This window comes from Stenoxybacter acetivorans DSM 19021, from assembly GCF_000745895.1.
GTDB classification, from domain to species: Bacteria; Pseudomonadota; Gammaproteobacteria; order Burkholderiales; family Neisseriaceae; genus Stenoxybacter; species Stenoxybacter acetivorans.
In genome coordinates, this window is sequence record NZ_JQKE01000004.1 from 50,629 (window position 1) to 73,256 (window position 22,628).

At 46.9% G+C, this 22,628-nt stretch carries 17 protein-coding genes, 2 tRNA genes and 1 pseudogene; 14 read left to right on the top strand and 6 right to left on the bottom strand.

Annotation, left to right across the window (positions count from 1 at the left end):
* Window positions 1-120: 120 nt before the first annotated feature.
* From Q384_RS00250 to Q384_RS00260, 3 genes are all read right to left on the bottom strand, one after another.
* A complete protein-coding gene (locus Q384_RS00250; protein WP_037585222.1) occupies window positions 121-1,053 on the bottom strand; it encodes an electron transfer flavoprotein subunit alpha/FixB family protein in 933 nt (310 codons plus the stop codon).
* A gap of 9 nt (window positions 1,054-1,062) precedes the next feature.
* Window positions 1,063-1,812, bottom strand: coding sequence for an electron transfer flavoprotein subunit beta/FixA family protein (locus Q384_RS00255; protein ID WP_037585224.1), 750 nt, complete (start codon window positions 1,810-1,812; stop codon window positions 1,063-1,065).
* A 138-nt stretch (window positions 1,813-1,950) separates the two neighbouring features.
* Window positions 1,951-3,183, bottom strand: coding sequence for a CaiB/BaiF CoA transferase family protein (locus Q384_RS00260; RefSeq protein ID WP_037585226.1), 1,233 nt, complete (start codon window positions 3,181-3,183; stop codon window positions 1,951-1,953).
* 584 nt (window positions 3,184-3,767) lie between these two features.
* On the opposite strand from Q384_RS00260, the gene Q384_RS00265 reads away from it, so the two are divergent.
* From Q384_RS00265 to adk, 10 genes and pseudogenes are all read left to right on the top strand, one after another.
* Window positions 3,768-4,574, top strand: coding sequence for an IclR family transcriptional regulator (locus Q384_RS00265; protein WP_051940207.1), 807 nt, complete (start codon window positions 3,768-3,770; stop codon window positions 4,572-4,574).
* Window positions 4,575-4,593: 19 nt separating this feature from the next.
* Window positions 4,594-5,748 (top strand): acyl-CoA dehydrogenase family protein, encoded by a 1,155-nt coding sequence (locus tag Q384_RS00270; RefSeq protein ID WP_037585227.1) that lies wholly within the window; start codon window positions 4,594-4,596, stop codon window positions 5,746-5,748.
* Window positions 5,749-6,100: 352 nt separating this feature from the next.
* Window positions 6,101-7,372, top strand: a complete 1,272-nt coding sequence (locus Q384_RS00275) for an MFS transporter (protein ID WP_037585228.1) — start codon at window positions 6,101-6,103, stop codon at window positions 7,370-7,372.
* Between the two features lie 206 nt (window positions 7,373-7,578).
* Entirely contained in the window at window positions 7,579-8,364 is a 786-nt protein-coding gene (locus tag Q384_RS00280; RefSeq protein WP_037585229.1) for an enoyl-CoA hydratase, read from the top strand.
* A gap of 2 nt (window positions 8,365-8,366) precedes the next feature.
* On the top strand, window positions 8,367-9,902 hold the full coding sequence (locus Q384_RS00285; protein WP_037585231.1) for a 3-hydroxyacyl-CoA dehydrogenase: 1,536 nt from the start codon (window positions 8,367-8,369) through the stop codon (window positions 9,900-9,902).
* 299 nt (window positions 9,903-10,201) lie between these two features.
* Complete coding sequence (locus Q384_RS00290; protein ID WP_037585233.1) at window positions 10,202-11,404, top strand: 3-oxoadipyl-CoA thiolase; 1,203 nt, start codon at window positions 10,202-10,204, stop codon at window positions 11,402-11,404.
* A 169-nt stretch (window positions 11,405-11,573) separates the two neighbouring features.
* A tRNA-Asn gene (locus tag Q384_RS00295) sits at window positions 11,574-11,649 on the top strand.
* 5 nt (window positions 11,650-11,654) lie between these two features.
* A tRNA-Lys gene (locus tag Q384_RS00300) sits at window positions 11,655-11,730 on the top strand.
* Between the two features lie 340 nt (window positions 11,731-12,070).
* A pseudogene (gene tnpA / locus Q384_RS12830) lies at window positions 12,071-12,490 on the top strand (IS200/IS605 family transposase).
* Between the two features lie 225 nt (window positions 12,491-12,715).
* Complete coding sequence (gene adk / locus Q384_RS00305; protein ID WP_037585235.1) at window positions 12,716-13,360, top strand: adenylate kinase; 645 nt, start codon at window positions 12,716-12,718, stop codon at window positions 13,358-13,360.
* 64 nt (window positions 13,361-13,424) lie between these two features.
* Here adk and Q384_RS00310 read toward each other — a convergent pair whose 3' ends face one another.
* Window positions 13,425-13,925, bottom strand: coding sequence for a DUF456 domain-containing protein (locus Q384_RS00310; protein WP_037585237.1), 501 nt, complete (start codon window positions 13,923-13,925; stop codon window positions 13,425-13,427).
* Window positions 13,926-14,567: 642 nt separating this feature from the next.
* Here Q384_RS00310 and Q384_RS00315 point away from each other — a divergent pair.
* The 4 genes from Q384_RS00315 (at window position 14,568) to Q384_RS00330 (ending at window position 21,298) form a co-directional block, all read left to right on the top strand.
* A complete protein-coding gene (locus tag Q384_RS00315) occupies window positions 14,568-15,740 on the top strand; it encodes an HlyD/EmrA/EmrK family protein (protein WP_051940212.1) in 1,173 nt (390 codons plus the stop codon).
* A gap of 17 nt (window positions 15,741-15,757) precedes the next feature.
* The gene (locus tag Q384_RS00320) at window positions 15,758-17,293 is read left to right on the top strand and encodes a DHA2 family efflux MFS transporter permease subunit (protein ID WP_037585238.1); all 1,536 of its coding nucleotides are present in this window, start codon (window positions 15,758-15,760) and stop codon (window positions 17,291-17,293) included.
* Between the two features lie 262 nt (window positions 17,294-17,555).
* The gene (gene gyrB, locus Q384_RS00325; protein WP_037585240.1) at window positions 17,556-19,949 is read left to right on the top strand and encodes a DNA topoisomerase (ATP-hydrolyzing) subunit B; all 2,394 of its coding nucleotides are present in this window, start codon (window positions 17,556-17,558) and stop codon (window positions 19,947-19,949) included.
* Between the two features lie 590 nt (window positions 19,950-20,539).
* Window positions 20,540-21,298: a sulfite exporter TauE/SafE family protein gene (locus Q384_RS00330; RefSeq protein WP_037585241.1), complete on the top strand. Its 759-nt coding sequence runs from the start codon at window positions 20,540-20,542 to the stop codon at window positions 21,296-21,298.
* Between the two features lie 190 nt (window positions 21,299-21,488).
* Here the strand turns inward: Q384_RS00330 and Q384_RS00335 are convergent, their stop codons facing one another.
* Together Q384_RS00335 and Q384_RS00340 are read right to left on the bottom strand one after the other, a co-directional pair.
* On the bottom strand, window positions 21,489-21,752 hold the full coding sequence (locus Q384_RS00335) for an acyl-CoA-binding protein (RefSeq protein WP_037585243.1): 264 nt from the start codon (window positions 21,750-21,752) through the stop codon (window positions 21,489-21,491).
* Between the two features lie 70 nt (window positions 21,753-21,822).
* Entirely contained in the window at window positions 21,823-22,599 is a 777-nt protein-coding gene (locus Q384_RS00340) for a DsbC family protein (RefSeq protein WP_051940209.1), read from the bottom strand.
* Window positions 22,600-22,628: the final 29 nt, after the last annotated feature.

The window sequence follows — 22,628 nt, forward strand, 5'->3', positions numbered from 1 at the left end:
TTGATTTTAGAGGCAGTAATATTGTTCCTAAAAAAGCAACCGCACTTGTTTTTATCAAGACAAGTGCGGTTGCTTTTTGATACAGTATTACGGTTTTTCGTTTTTTTAGATGCAAGAATATCAGCCCAAAGCCGCTGTTAATTCCGGTACGGCGGTAAATAAATCCGCCACCAAACCATAATCTGCCACATTAAAAATCGGTGCGTCCGGGTCTTTATTGATGGCAACGATGACTTTGCTGTCTTGCATGCCCGCCAAGTGTTGTATTGCACCGGAAATGCCGATGGCGAAATATAATTCGGGAGCAACCACTTTACCGGTTTGTCCGACTTGGTAATCGTTGGGTGCGTAGCCCGCGTCCACGGCGGCGCGAGATGCACCGATGGCGGCGTTCAATTTGTCTGCCAGCGGCATCAATATGCGGTTAAATTCTTCGGCACTGCCCAAGGCTCGCCCGCCGGAAACGATGATTTTGGCTTGTGTTAATTCAGGGCGGTCTGATTGAGTTAATTCGCGGCTGACAAATCGGCTCAAGTTTTGCACCGGCGCAGCGGCAATACTTTCCACAACGGCATTGCCGCCTGTTGCTGCCGCTGCGTCAAACGCAGTCGCGCGAATGGTTAATACCAATTGGTTGTCATCGCTTTGTACCGTGGCAAAGGCGTTGCCGGCGTAAATTGGGCGCACAAAAGTATGTGCGTCCACCACCTCGGTTAAATCAGACACTTGCGGACAATCAAGCGATGCGGCGATGCGCGGCATCAGGTTTTTGCCAAACGCGGTTGCCGTGGCGGCGATGTGGCTGTAATCTTTGGCGATACTTACAACCAAAGGTGCGATTTCTTCAGCCAGCCCGTTGGCGTAGTGTTCGGCATCAGCGAGCAATATTTTGGCAACACCGTTAATGTGTTTGGCTTCTTCTGCCACGCTTTGCGCATGGCTGCCGGCAACCAAAACATGTACTTCACCCAGTTTTTCAGCGGCGGTAACGGCGTGTAAAGTGGCGGGATTGAGTTTATTGTTGTCGTGTTCGGCAATAATTAATATGGTCATTATCATTCCTCAAATAACTTTGGCTTCGTTTTTTAATTTGCTGACAAGTTCGGCAACGCTTTCTACTTTTACGCCGGCAGTGCGTGTTTTGGGTTCAGCCACTTTGATTTGGCGCAAGCGCGGGGTAATGTCCACGCCCAATTCAGCAGCGGTTTTTTTCTCCAGTGGTTTTTTCTTTGCTTGCATGATGTTGGGTAATTTTACGTAGCGCGGCTCGTTTAAGCGCAAATCGGTGCTGATAACCGCCGGTAAAGTTAATGCCAGTGTTTCCAAACCGCCGTCAATTTCACGGGTGAGCAAAACTTCACCTTCGCCGATGACCACTTTACTGGCAAATGTGCCTTGCGGTGCGTTCATCAGGGCTGCCAGCATTTGTGCGGTTTGATTGGCATCATCATCAATTGCTTGTTTACCCAAGAGCAGTAAGTCCGGTTTTTCGCTGTCGGCAATGGCTTTCAGCAGTTTTGCCACTGCTAAAGGTTCGAGTTTTTCATCGGTTTCAACGTGAACAGCACGGTCTGCACCCATTGCCAAAGCCGTGCGTAAGGTCTCTTCACATTGCTTCACACCCAAAGATACCACCACGATTTCGGTGATTTTTCCCGCTTCTTTCAAGCGCACGGCTTCTTCTACCGCGATTTCGTCAAACGGATTCATTGACATCTTAACGTTGCCGATGTCCACGTCTGAACCGTCTGTTTTTACACGCACTTTGACGTTGTAATCAACCACCCGTTTTACTGCAACCAATGCTTTCATGGATACTCCTTGTGTCTTGTCTGAATTCAGTTATCACACGATGTTTTCCGACTGTGGTTTATTTTAACCAAATATGAAGGTCAATAGTGATGAAACTGTTTTGATTGGATTTTTTAATTTTTACTTTATTCAAAGCAATTAAACAATTCCTTTTTCTGCCAATGTCTGTATTTGTGCGGCATCCATGCCGAGTAAATCACTCAAAATTTCATGGGTATGCTGCCCCAATGTTGGCGGTGCCATGCGGTATTCTACCGGTGAGCCGCTTAATTTCAGCGGGCTGGCAACCAGCGGCACGCTGCCGTTGGCGGTGAGCGGGTGCGGCAGTTCGACTTTCATGCCGCGATGCTGAACTTGCGGGTGCGCAAAGGTCTGGGCGATATTATTAATTGCGCCGCACGGAACACCGGCTTTTTCCAGCGGGCTAATCCAATCGGCAACATTTTTTTCTGATAACGCAGATTGCAGCATGGATATAATAATTTCACGGTTGCGCACACGTCCGGCATTGGTTTTGAAGCGGTCGTCTGCTGCCCATTCTCGGTGATCAAGAATTTCACAAAGTTTGGCAAATTGGCTGTCATTGCCCACCGCCAGCACCATTTGCCCGTCTTTGGTATCGAACACTTGATACGGTACGATGTTGGCATGGGCATTGCCTTGGCGTTTCGGAATATTGCCCGATACCAAGTAATTCATATTCATGTTTGCCAAGGCGGCTACCTGAACATCAAGCAAGGCAGTGTCAATGTATTGACCTTCGCCGCTGCTGTGGCGGTGATTAATGGCGGCAAGAATGGCAACGGTTGCGTACATGCCGGTCATAATATCGGCAAATGCCACGCCGACTTTTTGCGGACCGCCGCCGGGTAAATCGTCGCGCTCGCCGGTGATGCTCATCAAGCCGCCCATGCCTTGTACAACAAAATCATAACCTGCCAAAGAAGAAAGCGGACCGTCCTGCCCAAAGCCGGTAATGGAGCAGTAAATCAGGCGCGGATTGATGATTTTTAAATCGTCATAGCTCAAGCCGTAGCGTTTCATGTCGCCGACTTTGTAGTTTTCGATAAATACATCACTGTTTTTCACCAATTCACGCACCAAGGCTTGTCCTTCCGGCTTGGATAAATTCAGAGTCAGCGATTTTTTATTGCGGTTTGCCGCCAGATAATAAGCAGAATCCGCAGTGCATTCTTTACCGTCTTTGTCTTTCAAATAGGGAGGTCCCCAGCCGCGCGTGTCATCGCCTGCACCGGGTCGTTCCACTTTGATTACTTCCGCACCCAAATCTGCCAAGATTTGTCCGCACCACGGTCCTGCCAGCACCCGGGATAAGTCCAATACGCGAATACCGCTTAATGCACCGCTCATCATCATTCTCCAATAAAGGATTCAGTTAAAAAATACATCTGCGTAAGAATTTGGTGTGATGTAGTTTGTTCGCATTGCAGAATATTATTTCGCCATGCAGAACACAATGTCATTATTAAGTTTAAATTCTAAATAAAGTATTGGCATTTGTAAATTCAATAAAATAATAATTTTTTGATAAATAATATATTATTATTTTACAAGCAGTTATTATTAATTATTTTTTACAATATTCCGCATAGCGAAATGATATTTCATTTTTATTGACGAGGTGAAGAAAGGTATGCAAAATTATCACGGAAAGTGCAAAGTTGAATAAAGCCTGAATTGAGACATTGGTCTGCTGTAACAAAACAAAATAAAACGCCGCAAAAGGCAAATAAATACGGTTACGGTTGAAATTTACTGCTTGTGGGTTAAGTGCATCTGCATTGAGAAATTAAAGCGGCGGGTAAATTTCTGCGGCAGTGAATCGTTTTTCACTTGTAACAAGTAGTTGGCCGTATGGCATCTTGTTTTTTGACTGTGAAAAATGGGTTTGGTAAGACAACATAATAAATACAACATAAATGAATGATTTGAGTATGACTGACTACATCAATAATGACATCGCCCGTTTCAATGAAGGAAGCGGCGAAAAAGAGAGGCAGTTTGTTACTGCGCTGGCACGAGGATTGGAAATTTTACGTTGTTTCAGTCCGGGTGAACGGTATTTGGGTGTGGCGGAATTATCACGCCGTTCGGGGATTCCGAAGCCGTCGGTTTCGCGTTTGGCAGGCACTTTGGTAACGCTGGGCTACCTGGATTATTCGCCGGAGTTGTCCAAATACAGTTTGGGCATAGGTGTGTTGTCGCTGGGATATGCCATGCTGTCTAACATTGGTTTACGCCAAATGGTACGCCCGATGTTGCAGGAATTGGCGGAATATTCACAAGCTTCCGTGTCCATCGGCATGCGAGACCGTCTAAGTATGGTGTATGTGGAAACCGTGCGCAGCACCGCACCATTGGGCATGAGGCGAGGTGTCGGTTCACGCTTGCCAATGGGCTTAACGGCATTGGGTCATGCTTATTTAGCAGGGCTGCCTGAAAACGAGCGGGCATTTTTAATGGGACAATTGAGTGAACGTGCCGGTTCGGCATGGCCGCAAATGCAAGAATCCATTGAACAAAATTTGCATCACTGTGCTGTTCATGGGTTTTGTGTTTCCATTGCGCAGTGGGAAAAAGATGTGAGTGCGGTGGCTGTGCCGTTTCGTGATCACGACGGCACTTTGATGTCGTTCAGCTGCGGCGGTGCGGCATTTTTGCTGACTGAAGATCGTTTGAAAAGCGATATTGGTCCGCGTTTGGTCAATATCGTTAATAGCATCGGCGGACAATCCCGCTGAAAATCATAAAGGAAAAAACATGATTCGCGATCAAGAAACCTTATCAATTTTGCTGGATACCATATCGCGCTTTGTTAAAGAAAGGCTGATACCGGCGGAAGAAACCGTTGCCGAAACCGATGAAATTCCGGCAGACATTGTTTCTGAAATGAAAGAAATGGGCTTATTTGGTTTGAGCACTCCCGAGGAATACGGCGGGCTGGGCTTAACCATGGAAGAAGAAGTGATGGTGGGTTTTGAAATCGCCAAAACCTCTCCGTGTTTTCGTTCCCTGATTGGCACCAACAACGGCATCGGTTCACAAGGCATTATTGTGGACGGCACGGAAGCGCAAAAACAACACTATTTGCCCAAGCTGGCGGCAGGTGAATTGATTGCTTCGTTTGCTTTAACTGAGCCGGATTCGGGTTCAGATGCCGCTTCGCTGCGCACCACTGCCAAACGAGACGGTGATTTTTATGTGTTAAACGGCACAAAACGCTTCATCACCAATGCGCCTGAAGCAAGTATATTCACCGTGATGGCGCGAACCAATCCCGAGATTAAGGGTGCGAAAGGCATTACGGCTTTTATCGTAGAACGCGGCACGCCCGGGCTGACTGTGGGTAAAGCCGATAAAAAAATGGGACAAAAAGGCGCACACACTGCCGACGTGATTTTTGAAAATTGCCGTGTTCCCGCCGCCAATATCATCGGCGGACAAGAGGGCGTGGGTTTCGGCACAGCCATGAAAGTGTTGGACAAAGGCAGGCTGCACATTGCTTCTATTTGCACCGGCGCGGCAGAGCGCATGTTAAATGATGCCTTGCACTACGCTGTTGAACGCAAGCAATTCGGTAAACCAATTGTTGAATTTCAGCTGATTCAAGCGATGCTGGCAGACAGCAAAGCCGAAATCTACGCAGCCCGCTCCATGATTTTGGAAGCCGCCCGCAAACGTGATCGCGGTGAATCGGTGTCCACCGAGGCTTCGTGCTGCAAAATGTTTGCATCTGAAATGTGCGGACGGGTGGCAGACCGTGCGGTGCAAATTTTCGGCGGTGCGGGTTATATCGCCGAGTATCCGATTGAGCGGTTCTACCGTGATGTGCGTTTATTCCGCATTTACGAAGGCACCACGCAAATTCAGCAAATCGTGATTGCACGAAACATGGTGAAAGATTTGCAGGCTTAATCACAGGCTGCCTGAAAAGGTTTTCAGGCAGCCTTTTATTTCATTTGCCGCTTTGTTTGAAGGAGAAATAACTTCGCGCAAAAATACAACACCAAACCACAGAAATGAAGCAAACGAAAAATCAAGCAGCCAATGATTTTTCAATTAAGACCAATTTGATAACCAAATGGTTTTAAAAATCATTACTCACGGTATTTATACCCACGTTTTATATGCAAATACAGCATTGTTATCGTGTTTTGTATTGGTTTTTACACCCGCGGTACCCGATTAAGAAATATATATTTTACGTTTTAGTGTGTTTGACTCAAACAGCCACTGAAATATCCAAATAAAAAACAGGAGATAAGTCATGAATACAACCACAGCAACACAACAACAGCCCGGCGGCAAGATTTGGATTGCCGTGTTCATCTTCGGCTTTTTGGTGCTGATGATGGACGGTGCTGATTTGATGTTTTTGTCTTACAGTCTAACTTCATTGAAAAAAGAATTCGGCTTAGATTCGTCGCAAGTCGGTTCACTGGGTACGATTACACTGGTGGGCATGGCAATCGGCGGCATTTACGGCGGCTGGGCGGCAGACCGCTTTGGGCGCGTGAAAACCGTGGTGTGGTGTACGATTATTTTCTCGGTAGGCACAGCTGTTTTGGGCGCAACCCAAAGCTATTGGCAGTTTGCCATATTCCGTTTTATTGCCGCTTTGGGTTTGGGTGCAGCGTATGTAACTTGTAACACATTGATGGCAGAGTATGTGCCGACAAAATACCGCACCACCGTATTGGGTACCTTGCAGGCGGGTTGGTCGGTCGGTTATTTGGTGGCAACTCTTCTGGCACGTGCGATTATTCCTGTATATGGCTGGCGTTGGTTGTTTTACATCGCATTGATTCCGGTGGTGCTGGCATTTGCCATGCAGTGGATTGTGCCGGAACCGCAGGCTTGGATTGCCGCCAATGCCAAACGGCTGCAGCAAAAAGCGGCGGGGCTTGCCAATCAAGTGGTGGAAAAAACCGAAAATGCCTACAAAACCATTTTCAGCAACCCTGCTGTGCGTACCATGTTCATCTTGTGGTGTCTTACCGCCGGCTTTTTGCAATTCGGTTATTACGGCATTGCCACTTGGCTGCCAACCTATTTGGAACAAGAAACCGGCATGGCGTTTAAGACAATGACCGAGTACATGGTGGGCTATTACATTGCCATGATTCTGGGCAAAATCATCGCCGGTTGGGTAGCGGATCGCATTGGCAGACGCGCTGTGTATGCGTTTGGCGCAATTGGTGCAGCGGTGTGTATCCCTTTAATCGTGTTGTACAGTACCCCCGCTAATATTATTTACTTAATGATTGCCTTTGGTTTTGTTTATGGTATTCCCTATGGTGTCAATGCCACTTACATGACCGAAAGTTTTGAGACCCGTATTCGCGGTACAGCCGTGGGCGGTGCGTATAACGTGGGGCGTGTGATGGCTGCTGCTGCACCGTTTGTGATCGGTTTTCTTGCTGATAAAGGCATGATAGGGGTGGGCTTTTTCGTGATGGGCGGTGCATATTTCCTTTGCGGTTTAATCCCTGCCTTGTTTATTAAAGACAAATTGTTTGACCCGCAAAAGTCGAATTGAGTGAATTTAATTGGTTGCGGCTGTGTTTCAGGCAGCCTGAAAAGCAGAATGTGTGATTACCGTTGTGTTTGGCAGTCAGTAATCGGCATGATGTTTCAGGCAGCCTGAAAAACAAAACATGCTGTGGTGTGCATGGCGCACCAATCTGCGGTTTATGCTGCAACTTTTTAGAATTTCAGAATCGGCTGTTCTGCAAAGGAAACATCATGCAAGAAACAATCAACAGCGTGGTATTAACCGAATACCCTGCTCAATATGTTGCGCTGGTGCGTTTAAATCGCCCTGAAGCCAGAAATGCGTTGAATAATGAAGTACGCCGGCAATTGGCGCACGTGTTTACTGAATTGAGCGGCAATGCCGACATTCGCGCCATTGTTTTAACCGGCGGCGATGAAGTGTTTGCGGCAGGTGCAGACATCAAAGACATGACCACTGCCACCACCATCAGTATGTATCAGCGTCATGCCGAACGCTATTGGCAAGCCATAGCCGATTGCCCCAAGCCGATTATTGCCGCCGTGAACGGCTATGCTTTGGGCGGCGGCTGTGAATTGGCAATGCATGCCGACATCATCATTGCCGGTGAGGGCGCACGGTTTGGTCAGCCTGAAGTCAAAGTGGGCGTGATGCCGGGCGCGGGCGGGACACAACGCTTAATTCGTGCCGTTGGTAAATTCCAAGCAATGCGCTTGTTGTTTACCGGTTGTATGGTTAAAGCACCCGAAGCCTTGCGCATGGGTTTGGTGAGTGAAATGGTTGCCGACGGAGAAACGGTGGCGCGGGCAGTGGAAATGGCACAGGAAATCGCCAAAATGCCGCCGATTGCCATTGCGCAAATCAAAGAAGTGGTGCTGTCGGGAATGGATTTGCCTTTGGATGCGGCTTTAACCTTGGAGCGCAAAGCATTTCAGTTGCTGTTTAGCTCACAAGATCAAAAAGAGGGTGCAAACGCATTTGTGGAAAAACGCACCCCGAATTATCAGGGAGAATAAACATGGCAGTCAGCGAAATCAATATGATGGGTATTGTCGGCACCGGCATTATGGGTGCGGGTATTGCCCAAATTGCAGCGCAAGCAGGAATTCATGTGCTGCTGTTTGATGCGCGCGAGGGCGGTGCGCAAACGGCGAAAAATAATTTAACCAATACTTTAAATCGGTTGGCTGAAAAAGGGAAAATCACTGCTGAAGCGGCACGGCAAAGTGCGGCATGTTTGACGGCAGCAGAAAACTTAACTGCTTTATCGCCCTGTGATTTGGTGGTGGAAGCCATTGTTGAAAATTTGGAAGCAAAACGTGATTTGGTGCAGCAGCTGGAAGCCATTGTGCGCACTGATGCCATTATCGCGTCCAACACTTCATCGTTGTCGGTAAGCGCGATTGCCGCAGGTATGCAACACCCTGAACGCATTGCCGGCTTTCACTTTTTTAACCCAGTGCCGCTGATGAAAGTGGTGGAAATCATTCCGGGCATTAAAACCGATATAAGCGTATGCAATACCCTGCAAGCCTTGGCGGAAAAAATGGGACACACGGGTGTGCGTGCGCAAGATACCCCGGGCTTTATCGTCAATCACGCAGGGCGTGCTTACGGTACCGAAGCCTTGAAAATTCTGGGTGAGGGTGTGGCAAGTGTGGGCGACATTGACCGCATTTTGCGCGAAGGCGCGGGCTTTCGCATGGGACCGTTTGAACTCTTGGATTTGACCGCTTTAGACGTTTCCCACCCCGCTATGGAATCCATTTACAACCAGTTTTATCAAGACCCGCGCTATCGTCCGCACCCGCGCACCCGCCAAATGCTTACGGCAGGTTTACTCGGGCGGAAAACCAATGAGGGTTTCTACCGCTACGATAAAGGCGTGATGCTTAACCCTGCACCGCCGCAGCCTGTTCCCGAAGTGAACAATATTCCCGCTGTGTGGCTGGGTGCGGAGTGTGATGCAGATCGCGAGCAGCTACGGACTTTGGTGCAAAATGCAGGCGGTGTATTGGACGAGGGTGCAGCACCGCAACCTGCTTCTGTTTGTTTGCTTGCTGCTTGGGGCGAAGACGCAACCACTGCCGCATTGCGTTATCAGGTAAATCCTGCGCAAACAGTGTGTATTGATTTGTGGTGCAACCCTGCCAAACACCGCACGTTAATGCTCACCCCAATTACGGCAAAGCACACACGCGATGCTGTGCATGCTTTATTTGCTCAAGACGGTGTTGGTGTTACGGTGATTCACGATAGCAACGGCTTTGTGGCACAACGTGTTTTGGCAAGCATTGTGAATTTAGCTGCCGACATTGCGCAGCAACAAATTGCGGGTGTGAAAGACATTGATTTGGCGGTGCGTCTGGGCTTGGGCTACCCGTACGGTCCTTTGGCGTGGGGTGATTTACTGACTGCGCCGCGTGTTCTAACGGTGTTGACGCACATTTTCGAGGCAAGCAAAGACCCGCGCTATCGCCCCAGCCCGTGGCTGCGCCGCCGTGCTTTATTGGGCATACCGCTGGTGCAGGAAGAAACGGCGGCAGTTGGGTAGTGTTGTTGTTTCAGGCAGCTTTTCATGTCTGCAAAGGCTGTGTTCGCTATTGCAGCGAGAATGCAGCGGTGCGGTAATTTGCTTCAGAAATGATTGAGCGGTTGCTGATTGTCATTCGCATAGCTGCACAGGTTGCCTGAAAAGATGCCGGTACATGATTCAGCATGTATTGCACGGTATGTTACCCCTGAAAACCGTATTCCATTCAATCGGCGGCTTTATCCGAGTGCTGAAGCTAAGGGCAAGATCAACGTGCGGCACCCCTATTTTTAATCAATTACCTAATTTCGGAGTAAATCATGTTAGACGCTTTTATTTATGAGGGTTTGCGCACCCCGTTTGGTCGTCATGCAGGCGCGTTGGCAAGTGTACGTGCCGACGATTTGGTGGCGGGCGTGATGCGTCAATTGTTGGATAACAGCCCGTTTCAGGCAGCCGATATTGAAGACGTGATTTTGGGTTCGACCAATCAAGCGGGTGAAGACGCACGCAATGTGGCACGCAATGCGTTATTGGTGGCAGGGCTGCCCCATACCACGCCCGGACAAACCGTTAATCGGCTTTGTGCCAGCGGTTTGGCGGCAGTGATTGATGCGGCACGTGCCATTACTTGCCAAGAGGGTGAATTGTATTTGGCAGGCGGTGTTGAAAGCATGTCGCGCGCACCGTTTGTCATTGCCAAAGCCGAATCTGCCTACAGCCGTGATATGGTGGTATTTGATTCCACCATCGGCGCACGTTTTCCCAATCCGCGTTTGGTTGCACAATACGGCAACGATACCATGCCGCAAACAGGCGATAATGTGGCAAAAGAATACGGTATCAGCCGCGAAGAAGCCGATATTTTTGCCGCTGCCTCGCAAGCCAAGTATGAAACGGCGCGTCAAAATGGTTTTTTTGACGGCGAAATTTGTGCCGTGTCTGTGTCCACAGGGAGAAAAACACCGCCCAAACTGATCAGTGAAGACGAACATCCTCGCCCCGCTTCTGATTTTGCAGCGTTATCCAAATTAAAACCGCTGTTTGAAGGTGGTGTGGTTACGGCGGGCAATGCTTCGGGCGTAAATGACGGCGCGGGTGTATTGTTTATCGGCAACCGCCAAATTGGTGAACGGCGCGGCATTCAACCCATGGCACGTATCTTATCCGCCGCCGCTGCCGGTGTTGAACCGCGTATTATGGGCGTGGGACCTGTGGAAGCCATACGCAAGGCCTTGGTTCGAGCGAATTTAACCCTGAACGACATGGATATTATCGAAATAAACGAAGCCTTTGCGACACAAGTTCTTTCTTGTTTAAAAGGCTTGGGCTTGCCTTTGGACGATGCTCGTGTCAATCCCAACGGCGGTGCAATTGCCGTTGGTCATCCTTTGGGCGCGTCCGGTGCGCGATTGGCATTGACTGCTACACGGCAATTGCAGCGTACCCAACAACGTTATGCTGTGATTAGTTTGTGTATCGGGGTGGGGCAAGGTTTGGCGATGGTCATTGAACGGGTTTAAGTGAATGCAATTGTTGGCGCGGCAGACAAAAAAACGGTTTTTTTATCTTTATGTTTGCTGCGCCGCTATTCGTTGATTCAAGATTTATCGGTTGCGCAGATAAAGATGTTAAAAAATTTGGATTAGGTATTGACGAGTTAAATGCCTGTCCATATAATGCCGACTTCTTTCCCCGATAGCTCAGTCGGTAGAGCGACGGACTGTTAATCCGCAGGTCCCTGGTTCGAGCCCAGGTCGGGGAGCCAAAATTGGGTCGTTAGCTCAGCCGGTAGAGCAGCGGACTTTTAATCCGTTGGTCGAGCGTTCGAATCGCTCACGACCCACCAAATACTAAATTAAGCTAATCTGTCGATTAGCTTAATTTTTTTTGTATGTTAACCATGTTTATAATTCTTTTTTTGCTCAATTTATAGCTAAACGACTATTTTCTGCACATGGATACAATTTTCATTCTGCTTCCTGCCGTATAGGATTTGATTGTTTTGGATTGCTGTGTAATGAAAAAGAATGCAGTTTGGCTGTCAATTCTGATAAGACGAAATTTTATTTGCGTTAAGTCATATGGTTAAGTGATTTGCGAAGTAAAAATCCATTATTCCATTATAGGTATAGGCTTTAATCTCTTCGGGTCATATTCCCCGCCGCTCTGCGGCGTATAATTCGAAAATGAGTATATACCGATATAAGAATTATAATGTAATAGTTTTTCTTTACCACTTTGTATTTCCGGAAAAGTATACAGGATAGTGTTAAACGATAATGTTGATTTGGTATTAAGATAAGTATGTTTGGGAATAAAATTAAGGTACAAGGTCAAATTTTTGGAGATTGGAGCAGATAAAGATCATGTTCATTTTTTGCTTCAGTCTGTGCCAACGCATAGTATTATGAAATTGGTTACATTGATAAAGAGTTTAACGGCAAAGAAAATATTTAAACGTTGTTCAGATGTTAAAAAAAGGTTATGGGGCGGAGAATTTTGGAACAATGGTTATTTTGCAAGTGTAGTAAGTTAAGCATGGTGATGAATATATGATAAATCGCTGTGTACAAAAGCAGGGATTAGGGGATATAAAAACTTTATAATAATAATATACAACTGAAATTATTTTAGCAGATACCTCGCTGCTCTGCGGTGAGGTTATTCATTTATGGATAAATTGTTTGATATATTTTTGAATTTACAGTAAATTTATAAAAAAATCGGCGGCAAAAAATAAACATGATTTGCAGATAAATGTAAAAATGCACTAAGATGTTACCTTTGATTTATCAGATCTATATCAACAAAATTCACACAGAAAGACACACATGAAAATCTTATTATTGGGCGCGCCCGGCGCGGGCAAAGGCACACAGGCACAATTTCTTACTCAGGCTTTCGGTATTCCGCAAATTTCTACCGGCGATATGTTGCGTGCAGCAGTGAAAGCCGGAACGCCCTTGGGTTTGGAAGCAAAAAAAATTATGGACGAGGGCGGTTTGGTTCGTGATGACATCATCATCGGCTTGGTGAAAGAACGCATTGCCGAAGACGATTGTGCCAATGGTTTTTTGTTTGATGGTTTTCCGCGCACATTGGCGCAAGCGCAAGCCATGATTGAAGCCAATGTAGAATTAAATGCGGTTGTGGAAATTGATGTACCGGATGCTGCTATTATTGAACGGATGTCCGGCCGCCGAGTACATTTGGCTTCAGGGCGCAGTTATCATATTGTGTTTAATCCGCCGAAAACGGCAGGTAAAGATGATGTAACCGGTGAGGATCTGGTGCAGCGCGATGACGATAAAGAAGAAACTGTAAAAAAACGCTTGGCGGTTTATCATGAACAAACAGAAGTATTGGTGGGGTTTTACAGCCGGTTGAGCGGCGAGTCTGCGCCGCGTTATGTAAAAATCGATGGTACGCAAGCAGTGGAAAAAGTGAAACAGGATATTTTATCCGCATTGAAATAAATCGAAACCGCCGTTTATCAGAGAAAATAAGCGGCGATTTTTCAATTGGTTATTTAGACTTACTCTATGCACTGACGCTGATCAAATGCCATAAAAACATTGCTACTACGGTCAATAATATTGCCAGCGCACAACCGATTTTTGTTGCTACACCCACGATAAAGCCGATAAAAGTGGCTATGCCCACTTTGCCTGCCGTTAATAAATCACGGCGTGCCAAAAATTCACCGATAGCCGCACCAATCAATGGTCCGATAATCATGCCGGGCAAGGCAAAAAAGATGCCGATAACACCACCTGCCAACGCGCCCCACAGAGCTTGTTTGCTCGCACCGGAAAATTTCGCACCCAATAAGCCTGCCACATAATCTAAAGCCGAACCAATGATTACCAACACCGCAAGCACAATCAACGTGGTTGTGCCGATGATTTGATATTGGGTTGCGTAAGCCAAAAGCCATGTGCCGCCAAACATTAAAGGCAAACCGGGTACCGCAGGCATGATTGTTCCCAATAGGCCGACGCACAAGAAAATCAATGCCAAAGTAATTAAAATCGCTGTCATTTTTATCCTTTTATTCAATTTGATACAACAGACAAATATAGCCTAAAGTGGAAAAATCAATCCATCGTTTGAACAAGCAGGCACTTTTATTCCTTCAAAACACCACAATTCACTTAACGCACGTAAAGTAAAATTATTGCATCGGTTTGAATGTTTGTGCCGACAGAATAAAACAAGCAAACCGTGTATTTTGGTTGTCAAATATCATTACTAATTAAATGCTTTCAGGCAGCCTGAGTAAAAATACTCAAGCCATAAATGATAAATCAATGCTGTTCAATAGAACGGCAGCAGCTGGTCAATATTGCACTGTTTTCGGAAAAATAAGCCATTAAACTGCAAATTAATGCAATTTGAAGCAATAAATATTTGGCTTTTCAGGCTACCTGAAATCAGAGAAACAGCGTTGGTAAGCTCAGTTCACAATATCGAGTGCTTTCTTGAAATAAAGATGCCCCAAGGTGTAATATGCTGCCAGCTTAATACAACTGACGAATTGTACTATTAATATTAACGGGCAAAGATGCTGTATTAACAGGCGTGTCGGTGGCTTTGTTATTGGCATTGCTGATATTGCTTTCACTCTGTTGTCAAAATTATTTCCTATTGTATTTTTATCAAGAAAAAAGAAAATCAATCATCATGAGTTCCTCTGAAACCCGAGCTGTGTCAACAGCACCGCAACGACAATCCATTGATTCCATTCGGCGTAAACGCAATCTGATTATTTTGAGCATTACCTTGTTGCTGTTGGCGGTTGGTTTCACGCTGATGTATTTTTTAGTGTGGCAGCACAACGAAGAAACCGATGATGCTTATGTGAACGGGTATTTGGTTCAGATTACCCCGCAAATCAGCGGCACGGTGCAGGCAGTTGCCGTGGAAGACACCCAAAGCGTAAAAGCAGGGCAAATGTTGGTGAAGCTAGACGATACCGACATGAAGCTTGCCTATGAACGGGCGCAAAATGAGTTAATCAACACGATACGTCAAAATCAGCAGCAACATGCCTCACGTGATCAAACGCAAGCACAGGTTACTTCGCAGCAAGCGCAATTGGCGCGTTTACAAGCCGATTTACGGCGGCGTGAGCAATTAGCGGGTGCGATTTCAGCAGAAGAATTGAGTCATGCCCGCGCGGCGGTGGCAGAGGCGAAAGCAGCATTGCTTGCTGCGCAATCGCAGCAACGCTCCGCTGAAGCGGTGCTGGGACGCAATGTACCGCTACGTGAACAGCCGGCAGTATTGACTGCCGTAAGCCATGTAAAAAATGCTTGGTTGAATTTACGGCGCACCCATATTGCCGCGCCGATGGCAGGGCAAGTGGCAAAACGCAATGTCCAATTGGGGCAGGAAGTGGCAGTGGGTACGCCATTAATGGTGGTCGTCCCTTTGGAAAAAGTTTGGGTAGATGCTAATTTTAAAGAAGGACAGTTGGTGGACATGCGTGTGGGGCAGCCTGCACTGATTACCGCAGATATTTACGGCAGCAAAGTGAAATACCAAGGCACAGTCGTTGGTTTTTCTGCCGGTACGGGTTCTGCATTTTCCTTGCTGCCCGCACAAAACGCTACCGGCAACTGGATTAAAGTGGTGCAGCGTGTACCGGTGCGTATCGAATTAAACGCTAAAGATTTGGCGGCGCATCCTTTGCGTGTGGGTTTGTCAATGAATGTGGCTGTGGATACGCGTGATAAAAATGGTCAAACAATGCAGCCAGCCGCCGTATTGCCTGAGGGCGAGGCGTTGCCTGATGTGGATTGGTCGCCGGTGGAGCAGGTTATCGACAATATTTTTACAGAATATACGCATTGAATATCAAGGCTGCCTGAATGAAACATTCTCCTTTAAGCGGTGTGCCTTTGATATTGGTAACGTTGGCATTGTCGCTGGCGGTATTTATGCAGGTGCTGGATACCACCATTGCCAATGTGGCACTGCCCACCATTGCCGGTAATTTGGGTGCGGCAACCAGTCAGGGTACGTGGGTGATTACCTCGTTTGCGGTGGCGAATGCGATTTCCGTGCCGCTCACCGGTTGGCTGGCGCGGCGGTTCGGCGAGGTGCGGGTATTTGTGGGTGCCACGCTTTTGTTTGTGCTGACATCGCTTTTGTGCGGCATCGCGCCGAGTTTGGGCTTTTTGGTGGTGTTCCGCATATTGCAAGGCGCGGTGGCAGGACCAATGATTCCTTTGTCGCAAAGCCTGTTGATGGCGGCGTATCCGCCGGAAAAGCGTTCTATGGCGTTGGCGTTGTGGTCAATGACGATTGTGGTTGCGCCGATTGTCGGTCCGATTTTGGGCGGCATCATCAGCGATAATTGGCATTGGGGCTGGATTTTCTTCATCAATATCCCCGTGGGTTTAACCGCGGCATGGGTGAGCTGGCGGCAATTAAAACACCGTGAAACCGAGCGCGTGATTCAGCCGATTGACGGCATTGGCTTGGCGTTAATGGTGTTGGGCGTGGGCGCTTTGCAGATGATGCTGGATTTGGGTGAAGATGCAGACTGGTTCTCATCTACCGAAATTGTGGTGCTGGCCGTGGTGTCGGCGGTGTGTTTGAGCTATTTTGTGATTTGGGAATGGGGCGAAAAACACCCGATTGTGGATTTACAGTTATTTCGCGACCGTAATTTCAGCGTTGGCGTGATTACCACGAGTGCCGCATTTATGGTGTATATGGGTGCGGTGGTGCTGTTGCCTTTGGTGTTGCAAACTCAATTGGGCTACACTGCCACATGGGCAGGTTTGGCAACCGCACCCATTGGTATTTTCCCGATTTTGCTCTCGCCCATTATTGGTAAATTCGGCAATCGCTTGGATATGCGCGTATTGGTAACTTTTAGTTTTACTATTTACGCATCGTGTTTCTTTTGGCGATCCGAATTCACGGCGCAAACCGATTTTATGTCGGTGTTCTGGCCGCAATTTTGCCAAGGCTTGGGTGTGGCAATGTTTTTTATGCCATTGACCACCATTACGCTTTCGCACATGGCAGGTCATCAAATTGCTTCTGCCGCCGGTATTTCCAATTTTGTCCGCATTCTGGCAGGCGGCATCGGCACATCAATTATCACCAATATGTGGGATAACAGGGAAGCCTTGCATCATTCGCGTTTGGTTGAAGCGGTAACGCCATACAATGACACCGCACAGCAAACATTGAAGGGCTTGAATAACATAGGTTTGAACGGCGCACAGCAAGCGGGTTATTTAGACAAAATCATTGCGCAGCAAAGCCACATCATGGGTTCAAACGATGTGTTTTGGCTGTGCGGTATTGTGTTTTTGATATTGATTGTGCTGGTGTGGTTTGCCAAACCGCCGTTTGGCACTAAAAGCAGCAAAGGCGGCGGGGCGCATTGAATTTTGGTAAACACCCGCGTATTGAATATTTTGTATTTATTAAAGTTGTTTTGTGAAAAATGACAGCTGTTTTGGTATGAGAAATAGCAGACTTTATCTCGAAAAATCCGCTGTTTCCTGCTATAATTAACTGTTTCTGAATATCGGTTTCAGACCAAGCCATACGGCATTCAACTCGTGTTCAATCCCATAAAACAAAGGGCTTTGAATACAGGCTTTCAGGCAGCCTGAAAACCGTTCTCCCATTGCATAAAGAATCTCTATGACCAATACACATGAAGCGCAAGAATACGGTGCAGACAGCATTAAAGTCCTTAAAGGTTTAGACGCTGTGCGCAAACGCCCTGGTATGTATATCGGCGATACCCAAGATGGTACGGGTTTGCACCACATGGTATTCGAGGTGTTGGATAATGCGATTGATGAGGCTCTGGCTGGCTATTGCAACATCATCACTGTTGCCATTAATTCCGACCAATCAATCACGATTGAAGACAACGGACGCGGCATTCCAACCGATATTCACGCCGAAGAAAACCGTTCTGCCGCAGAAGTCATCATGACTGTGCTGCATGCCGGCGGTAAGTTTGACAATAACAGCTATAAAATTTCCGGCGGCTTGCACGGTGTTGGTGTGTCGGTGGTAAATGCTTTGTCCGATTGGCTGAAACTCACCATTTACCGCAATGGCAAAGAACATTTCGTGGCATTTAGCCGCGGTGATGTGGTCGCTCCTTTGCAAATATTGGGCGATACCGACAAACAAGGCACACGCGTTCAATTTTTAGCCAGCACGGATACCTTTGGTGTGGTGGAATACAGCTTTGATATTCTTGCCAAACGTATTCGTGAATTGTCTTTTTTAAACAATGGTGTGGCGATTGAATTAATTGATAAACGCGATGGGCGCCATGAAAATTTTGCATTCAGCGGCGGTGTGGCGGGTTTTGTTCAATACATGAACCGCAACAAAAACGCGTTACATGAAAAAGTGTTTTATGCCAACGGTGAAAAAGACGGCATGGGTGTGGAATGTGCCATGCAGTGGAACGACAGCTATCAAGAAAATGTGCAATGTTTCACCAACAATATTCCGCAGCGCGATGGCGGCAATCACTTAACCGCATTGCGTCAAGTGATGACGCGCACGCTGAATAATTACATCGAAGCCAACGAAGTTGCCAAAAAAGCCAAAGTGGAAACCAGCGGCGAAGACATGCGAGAGGGATTGACTTGCGTATTGTCCGTAAAATTGCCCGATCCGAAATTCTCTTCACAAACCAAAGACAAGCTGGTTTCCGGTGAAATCGGTGCGGTGGTGAATGAAATCATCAGCCAAACCCTAACTGATTTTTTGGAAGAAAATCCGGTCGAAGCCAAAATCATTACCGGCAAAATCGTTGATGCCGCCCGTGCCCGTGAAGCGGCACGTAAAGCACGTGAAATTACCCGCCGCAAAAGCGTTATGGACGGTTTAGGGTTGCCCGGGAAGTTAGCAGACTGCCAAGAAAAAGATCCCGCATTATCCGAGCTTTATCTGGTGGAGGGTGATTCCGCCGGCGGTTCTGCCAAACAAGGGCGAGACCGAAAATTTCAAGCGATTTTGCCGCTCAAGGGCAAGATTTTAAACGTAGAAAAAGCGCGTTTTGAAAAAATGCTTGCCAGCCAAGAAGTCGCCACTTTAATTACGGCACTGGGTGCGGGTATTGGCAAAGAAGAATTCAATCCCGATAAGCTGCGCTATCACCGCATTATTATCATGACCGATGCCGACGTGGACGGTGCGCACATTCGCACCTTATTGCTCACCTTCTTCTACCGTCAAATGCCCGAATTGGTAGAGCGCGGGCATATTTATATCGCCCAGCCGCCATTGTACAAAGCCAAACACGGCAAACAAGAGCGTTACTTAAAGGACGAATGGGAAAAAGACCAATTTCTGCTCAGCCTTGCCTTGGATAAAGCACAAATCGTGTGCGGCAACACGATATTAGAAGGTGATGCTTTGGCACAAATTGCCAAACAATTTTTGCTGGCAAAAAGCATGGTTCACCGCGAAAGCCGCCTGATTGATGCCGCTGTGCTTACTGTTTTGCTTGATATTGATGCTGATTTGGATTTCAGCACAGAACTCAGCACGGACACCACGATTGACCGCATCAGCCGACATCTGCAAGGCGGCGATATTGTTTTATTGCGCCGCACTGACGCAGATGGTGTCAATAGCATCGAAATTACCCGTAAATTGCACGGTAATACTGCCATAACTTACCTTAACCAAAAATTTGCAGACAGCAAAGCCGGTCAAATTATCCGCCAAACTGCTACGCTACTGAATGGGTTAGTAGGAGAGGGCGCGCAATTGGTTAAAGGCGACAACCGCATCCCCGTTTTCCGTTTTGACGAAGCACTGGATAAATTAATGAGTGCTGCCCAAAAAGGACTCAGTATTCAACGCTATAAAGGTTTGGGTGAAATGAATCCTGATCAGTTGTGGGAAACCACCATGGATCCGAAAGTGCGCCGTTTATTGAAAGTGCGTATCGAAGATGCGATGGTTGCCGATGATGTATTTGTTACCCTTATGGGTGATGAAGTTGAACCGCGCCGCTTGTTTATTGAAAATAATGCGCTGAATGCACAGGTGGATATTTAGACCAAGACCGAATGGTTCATTGAAACGGTAAAATTGCTTATGGTCATGAGATGAAGCTGTTTTGGATTGTGAGTACTTGGGTGATTACGATGCACCGCTTTCATTTTCAGATGATTGAACGGCAAATAATGGATTTCTGCATCGGCGTATTTCTTTGTTGCGGATATAACATGAGGTACTTGAACCGAAAAAACAGCGATTGCCGATGTTTGCAAATGATGAGGCAATCCAACGTTGTGATTTAATTTTCAATTCAATTGATTTAAAAGCGGATTATCGTATTTTGCTGCATTGATGTAATTATGTGGAACAGGCTGCCTGAAAACTTCAGTCAGCCTGTTTTTTGCCGTATTATGCACAGTGCGATGGTTGCAGCAGCTGCTTTTTATTTTATGGCTAAACTGCTGTTTTTGCACATAAGATATGGCTTTTCATCGCATTGGCTCAAAATCAAAAACATCAGTCATTGTAAATAAAGCGAGGCAATTCGGTTTTTGCCGTACATGGTTTGATTGTTTCGGATTGCCGCGTGATGAAAAAAGCAGTTTGGCTGTTATTGGCGGGGAAAACGAACGGCAAAGGAAATCCAAATGGATTGGTTTTGGTGGCAATACGCAGTCATGGCGGTTTTGGGGGTTGCGGCGGGAGTGGTTAATATTTTGGCGGGCGGCGGTTCTAATCTGGTGCTACCGGTATTGATGTTATTTGGTATTCCTCCTGATGTTGCCAACGGCAGTAATCGCATTGGTATTTTATTGCAAGTTTTTACCGGTATTCACGGTTTTCGGCGGGTTGGGCGGCTGCCAACGCAGGATTTGCCCGCCATTTTGCTGCCGGTATTAGCAGGGGGTGTGTGCGGTGCATTGCTGGCATCGGTTTTGCCCAATTCGCTGTTAAAACCATTGTTGTTGGGTACGATGTTGATTATGGCGGCTGTGATGTTGTTTAAGCCGGCTATTCTGTTGCCTGATACGATTGCCGCACCATTTACGGTTGCTCAAAAACCACAAGCCATTTTTTGGTTGTGGGTTGCGGGGGTGTACGGCGGTTTTGTGCAAGGCGGTGTGGGGTTTGTGCTGATGATGATTTTGGGTGGTTTATTGCGCTATGATTTACTCAGTACCAATGCCCTGAAATTGATCTGTACTTTGGTGTTTACTACGGTGGCATTGGCGGTGTTTATTTGGCAGGGAAAAGTATGGTGGTTTTTGGGATTGATTTTGGCGGCAGGTTACGTGGTTGGTGCTGTTATCGGTGTGCATTTTGCGGTAAAACTGTCCCCGAAAATCATGCGCTGGGTGGTGTTTGTGATGACGCTGGTTGCGGCATCGGCGGCATTGATTTTTTAAGTGCAGGGAAACATAGCCAAACCACTTTCTTTTTTACCATGCAGCAATCCGAAACAATCAAGCCCTGTGGGGTAGAAACCGCAATGAAAAGCCGTATCCATATATGCAACAAACAGTGGTTTAGTTATATAAAAGGCTGCCTGAAACTGTTTTTGTTTTCAGGCAGCCTTTTTATTGAATAAACAAGAGATTATTCTTCATTCAGCAATCGTTCTACTTCGGCAATGTATTGCTGCATTGCTTCGTCTTTACTCATGCCTTTAATTTTTCCCCATGCTTCATATTTTTTCTTTGCCACCAAATCAAACATACTTGGCTTTTCATCACCGGCATCGCCTGAAGTGGCTTGTTTATAAAAAGCATACAACTTCAATAAAGTGGTATTGTCAGGGCGTTCCGCCAAGCTCACAACATCATTTTGTGCTTGGGCAAATTGTTGGGCTAAATCGCTCATGCTCTATCCTTTCGTTCCGATATTGCCGTTGTGTTTTCAGGCAGCCTGAAAAACGAGAAATAATGGTGTATTACTGATTTTCCGTGATGGCTTTTTCCAGATTTTCCTGTTCCATGAAGCCGGAAAAAACTTTTCCGTTGGGGAAAACCAAAGTGGGTGTACCGTTAAAGCCAAGTGTTTGACCCAAACGCATGGTTTCGGCAATGGGGTTGGGGCAAGCGGGAACGGTTGGCGGTGCAATTTGATTGCGCATCCAGTCTGTCCATGCTTTGGTGCGGTTGGGCTGACACCAAAGCTGTTCTGATTTGGCTTGGGCTTGTGGGTGCAGACTGGGAATCGGCATCATAAAATTATCAATGGTGAGGTTATCCATTTTGGCAAATTCACTTTCCAAGCGTTTGCAATATGGACAATCGGTGTCGGTGAATACCGCAATTTTCCGCTCACCTTTGCCGCGCACTTCGCGAATGCTTTTGTCGAAGGGCAGAGCGGTAAAGTCCACTTTGGTGATTTCAGCCAGCCGCTCTTCACTCAGGCTTTTCATGTTGTTGATGTCCAATAATTCACCCACCAACATATGATCGGCATTGCCATCAACGTAAACCAATTGGTTGCCGCTTAACAACACTTCATATAAACCCGCCAGCGGTGCGGTTTCTACGCTCAAAACTTTCAGATTTTGAGCAGCGTAGGTTTTCTCCAGTTTGGCGGTGATGTTTTTTTTGGCTTGAGCCGTAACGGGTTTGCCGGCGGTTTGTGTGCTGCTGTTACCGGTAGATTCGCCGCAGGCAAACAGGGGCAGGATACACAGCAAGGTGAAACAGCGGTAAATAAAGTGATGAGTCATATTGTGCCTTTATGATATTCAGTACAGGC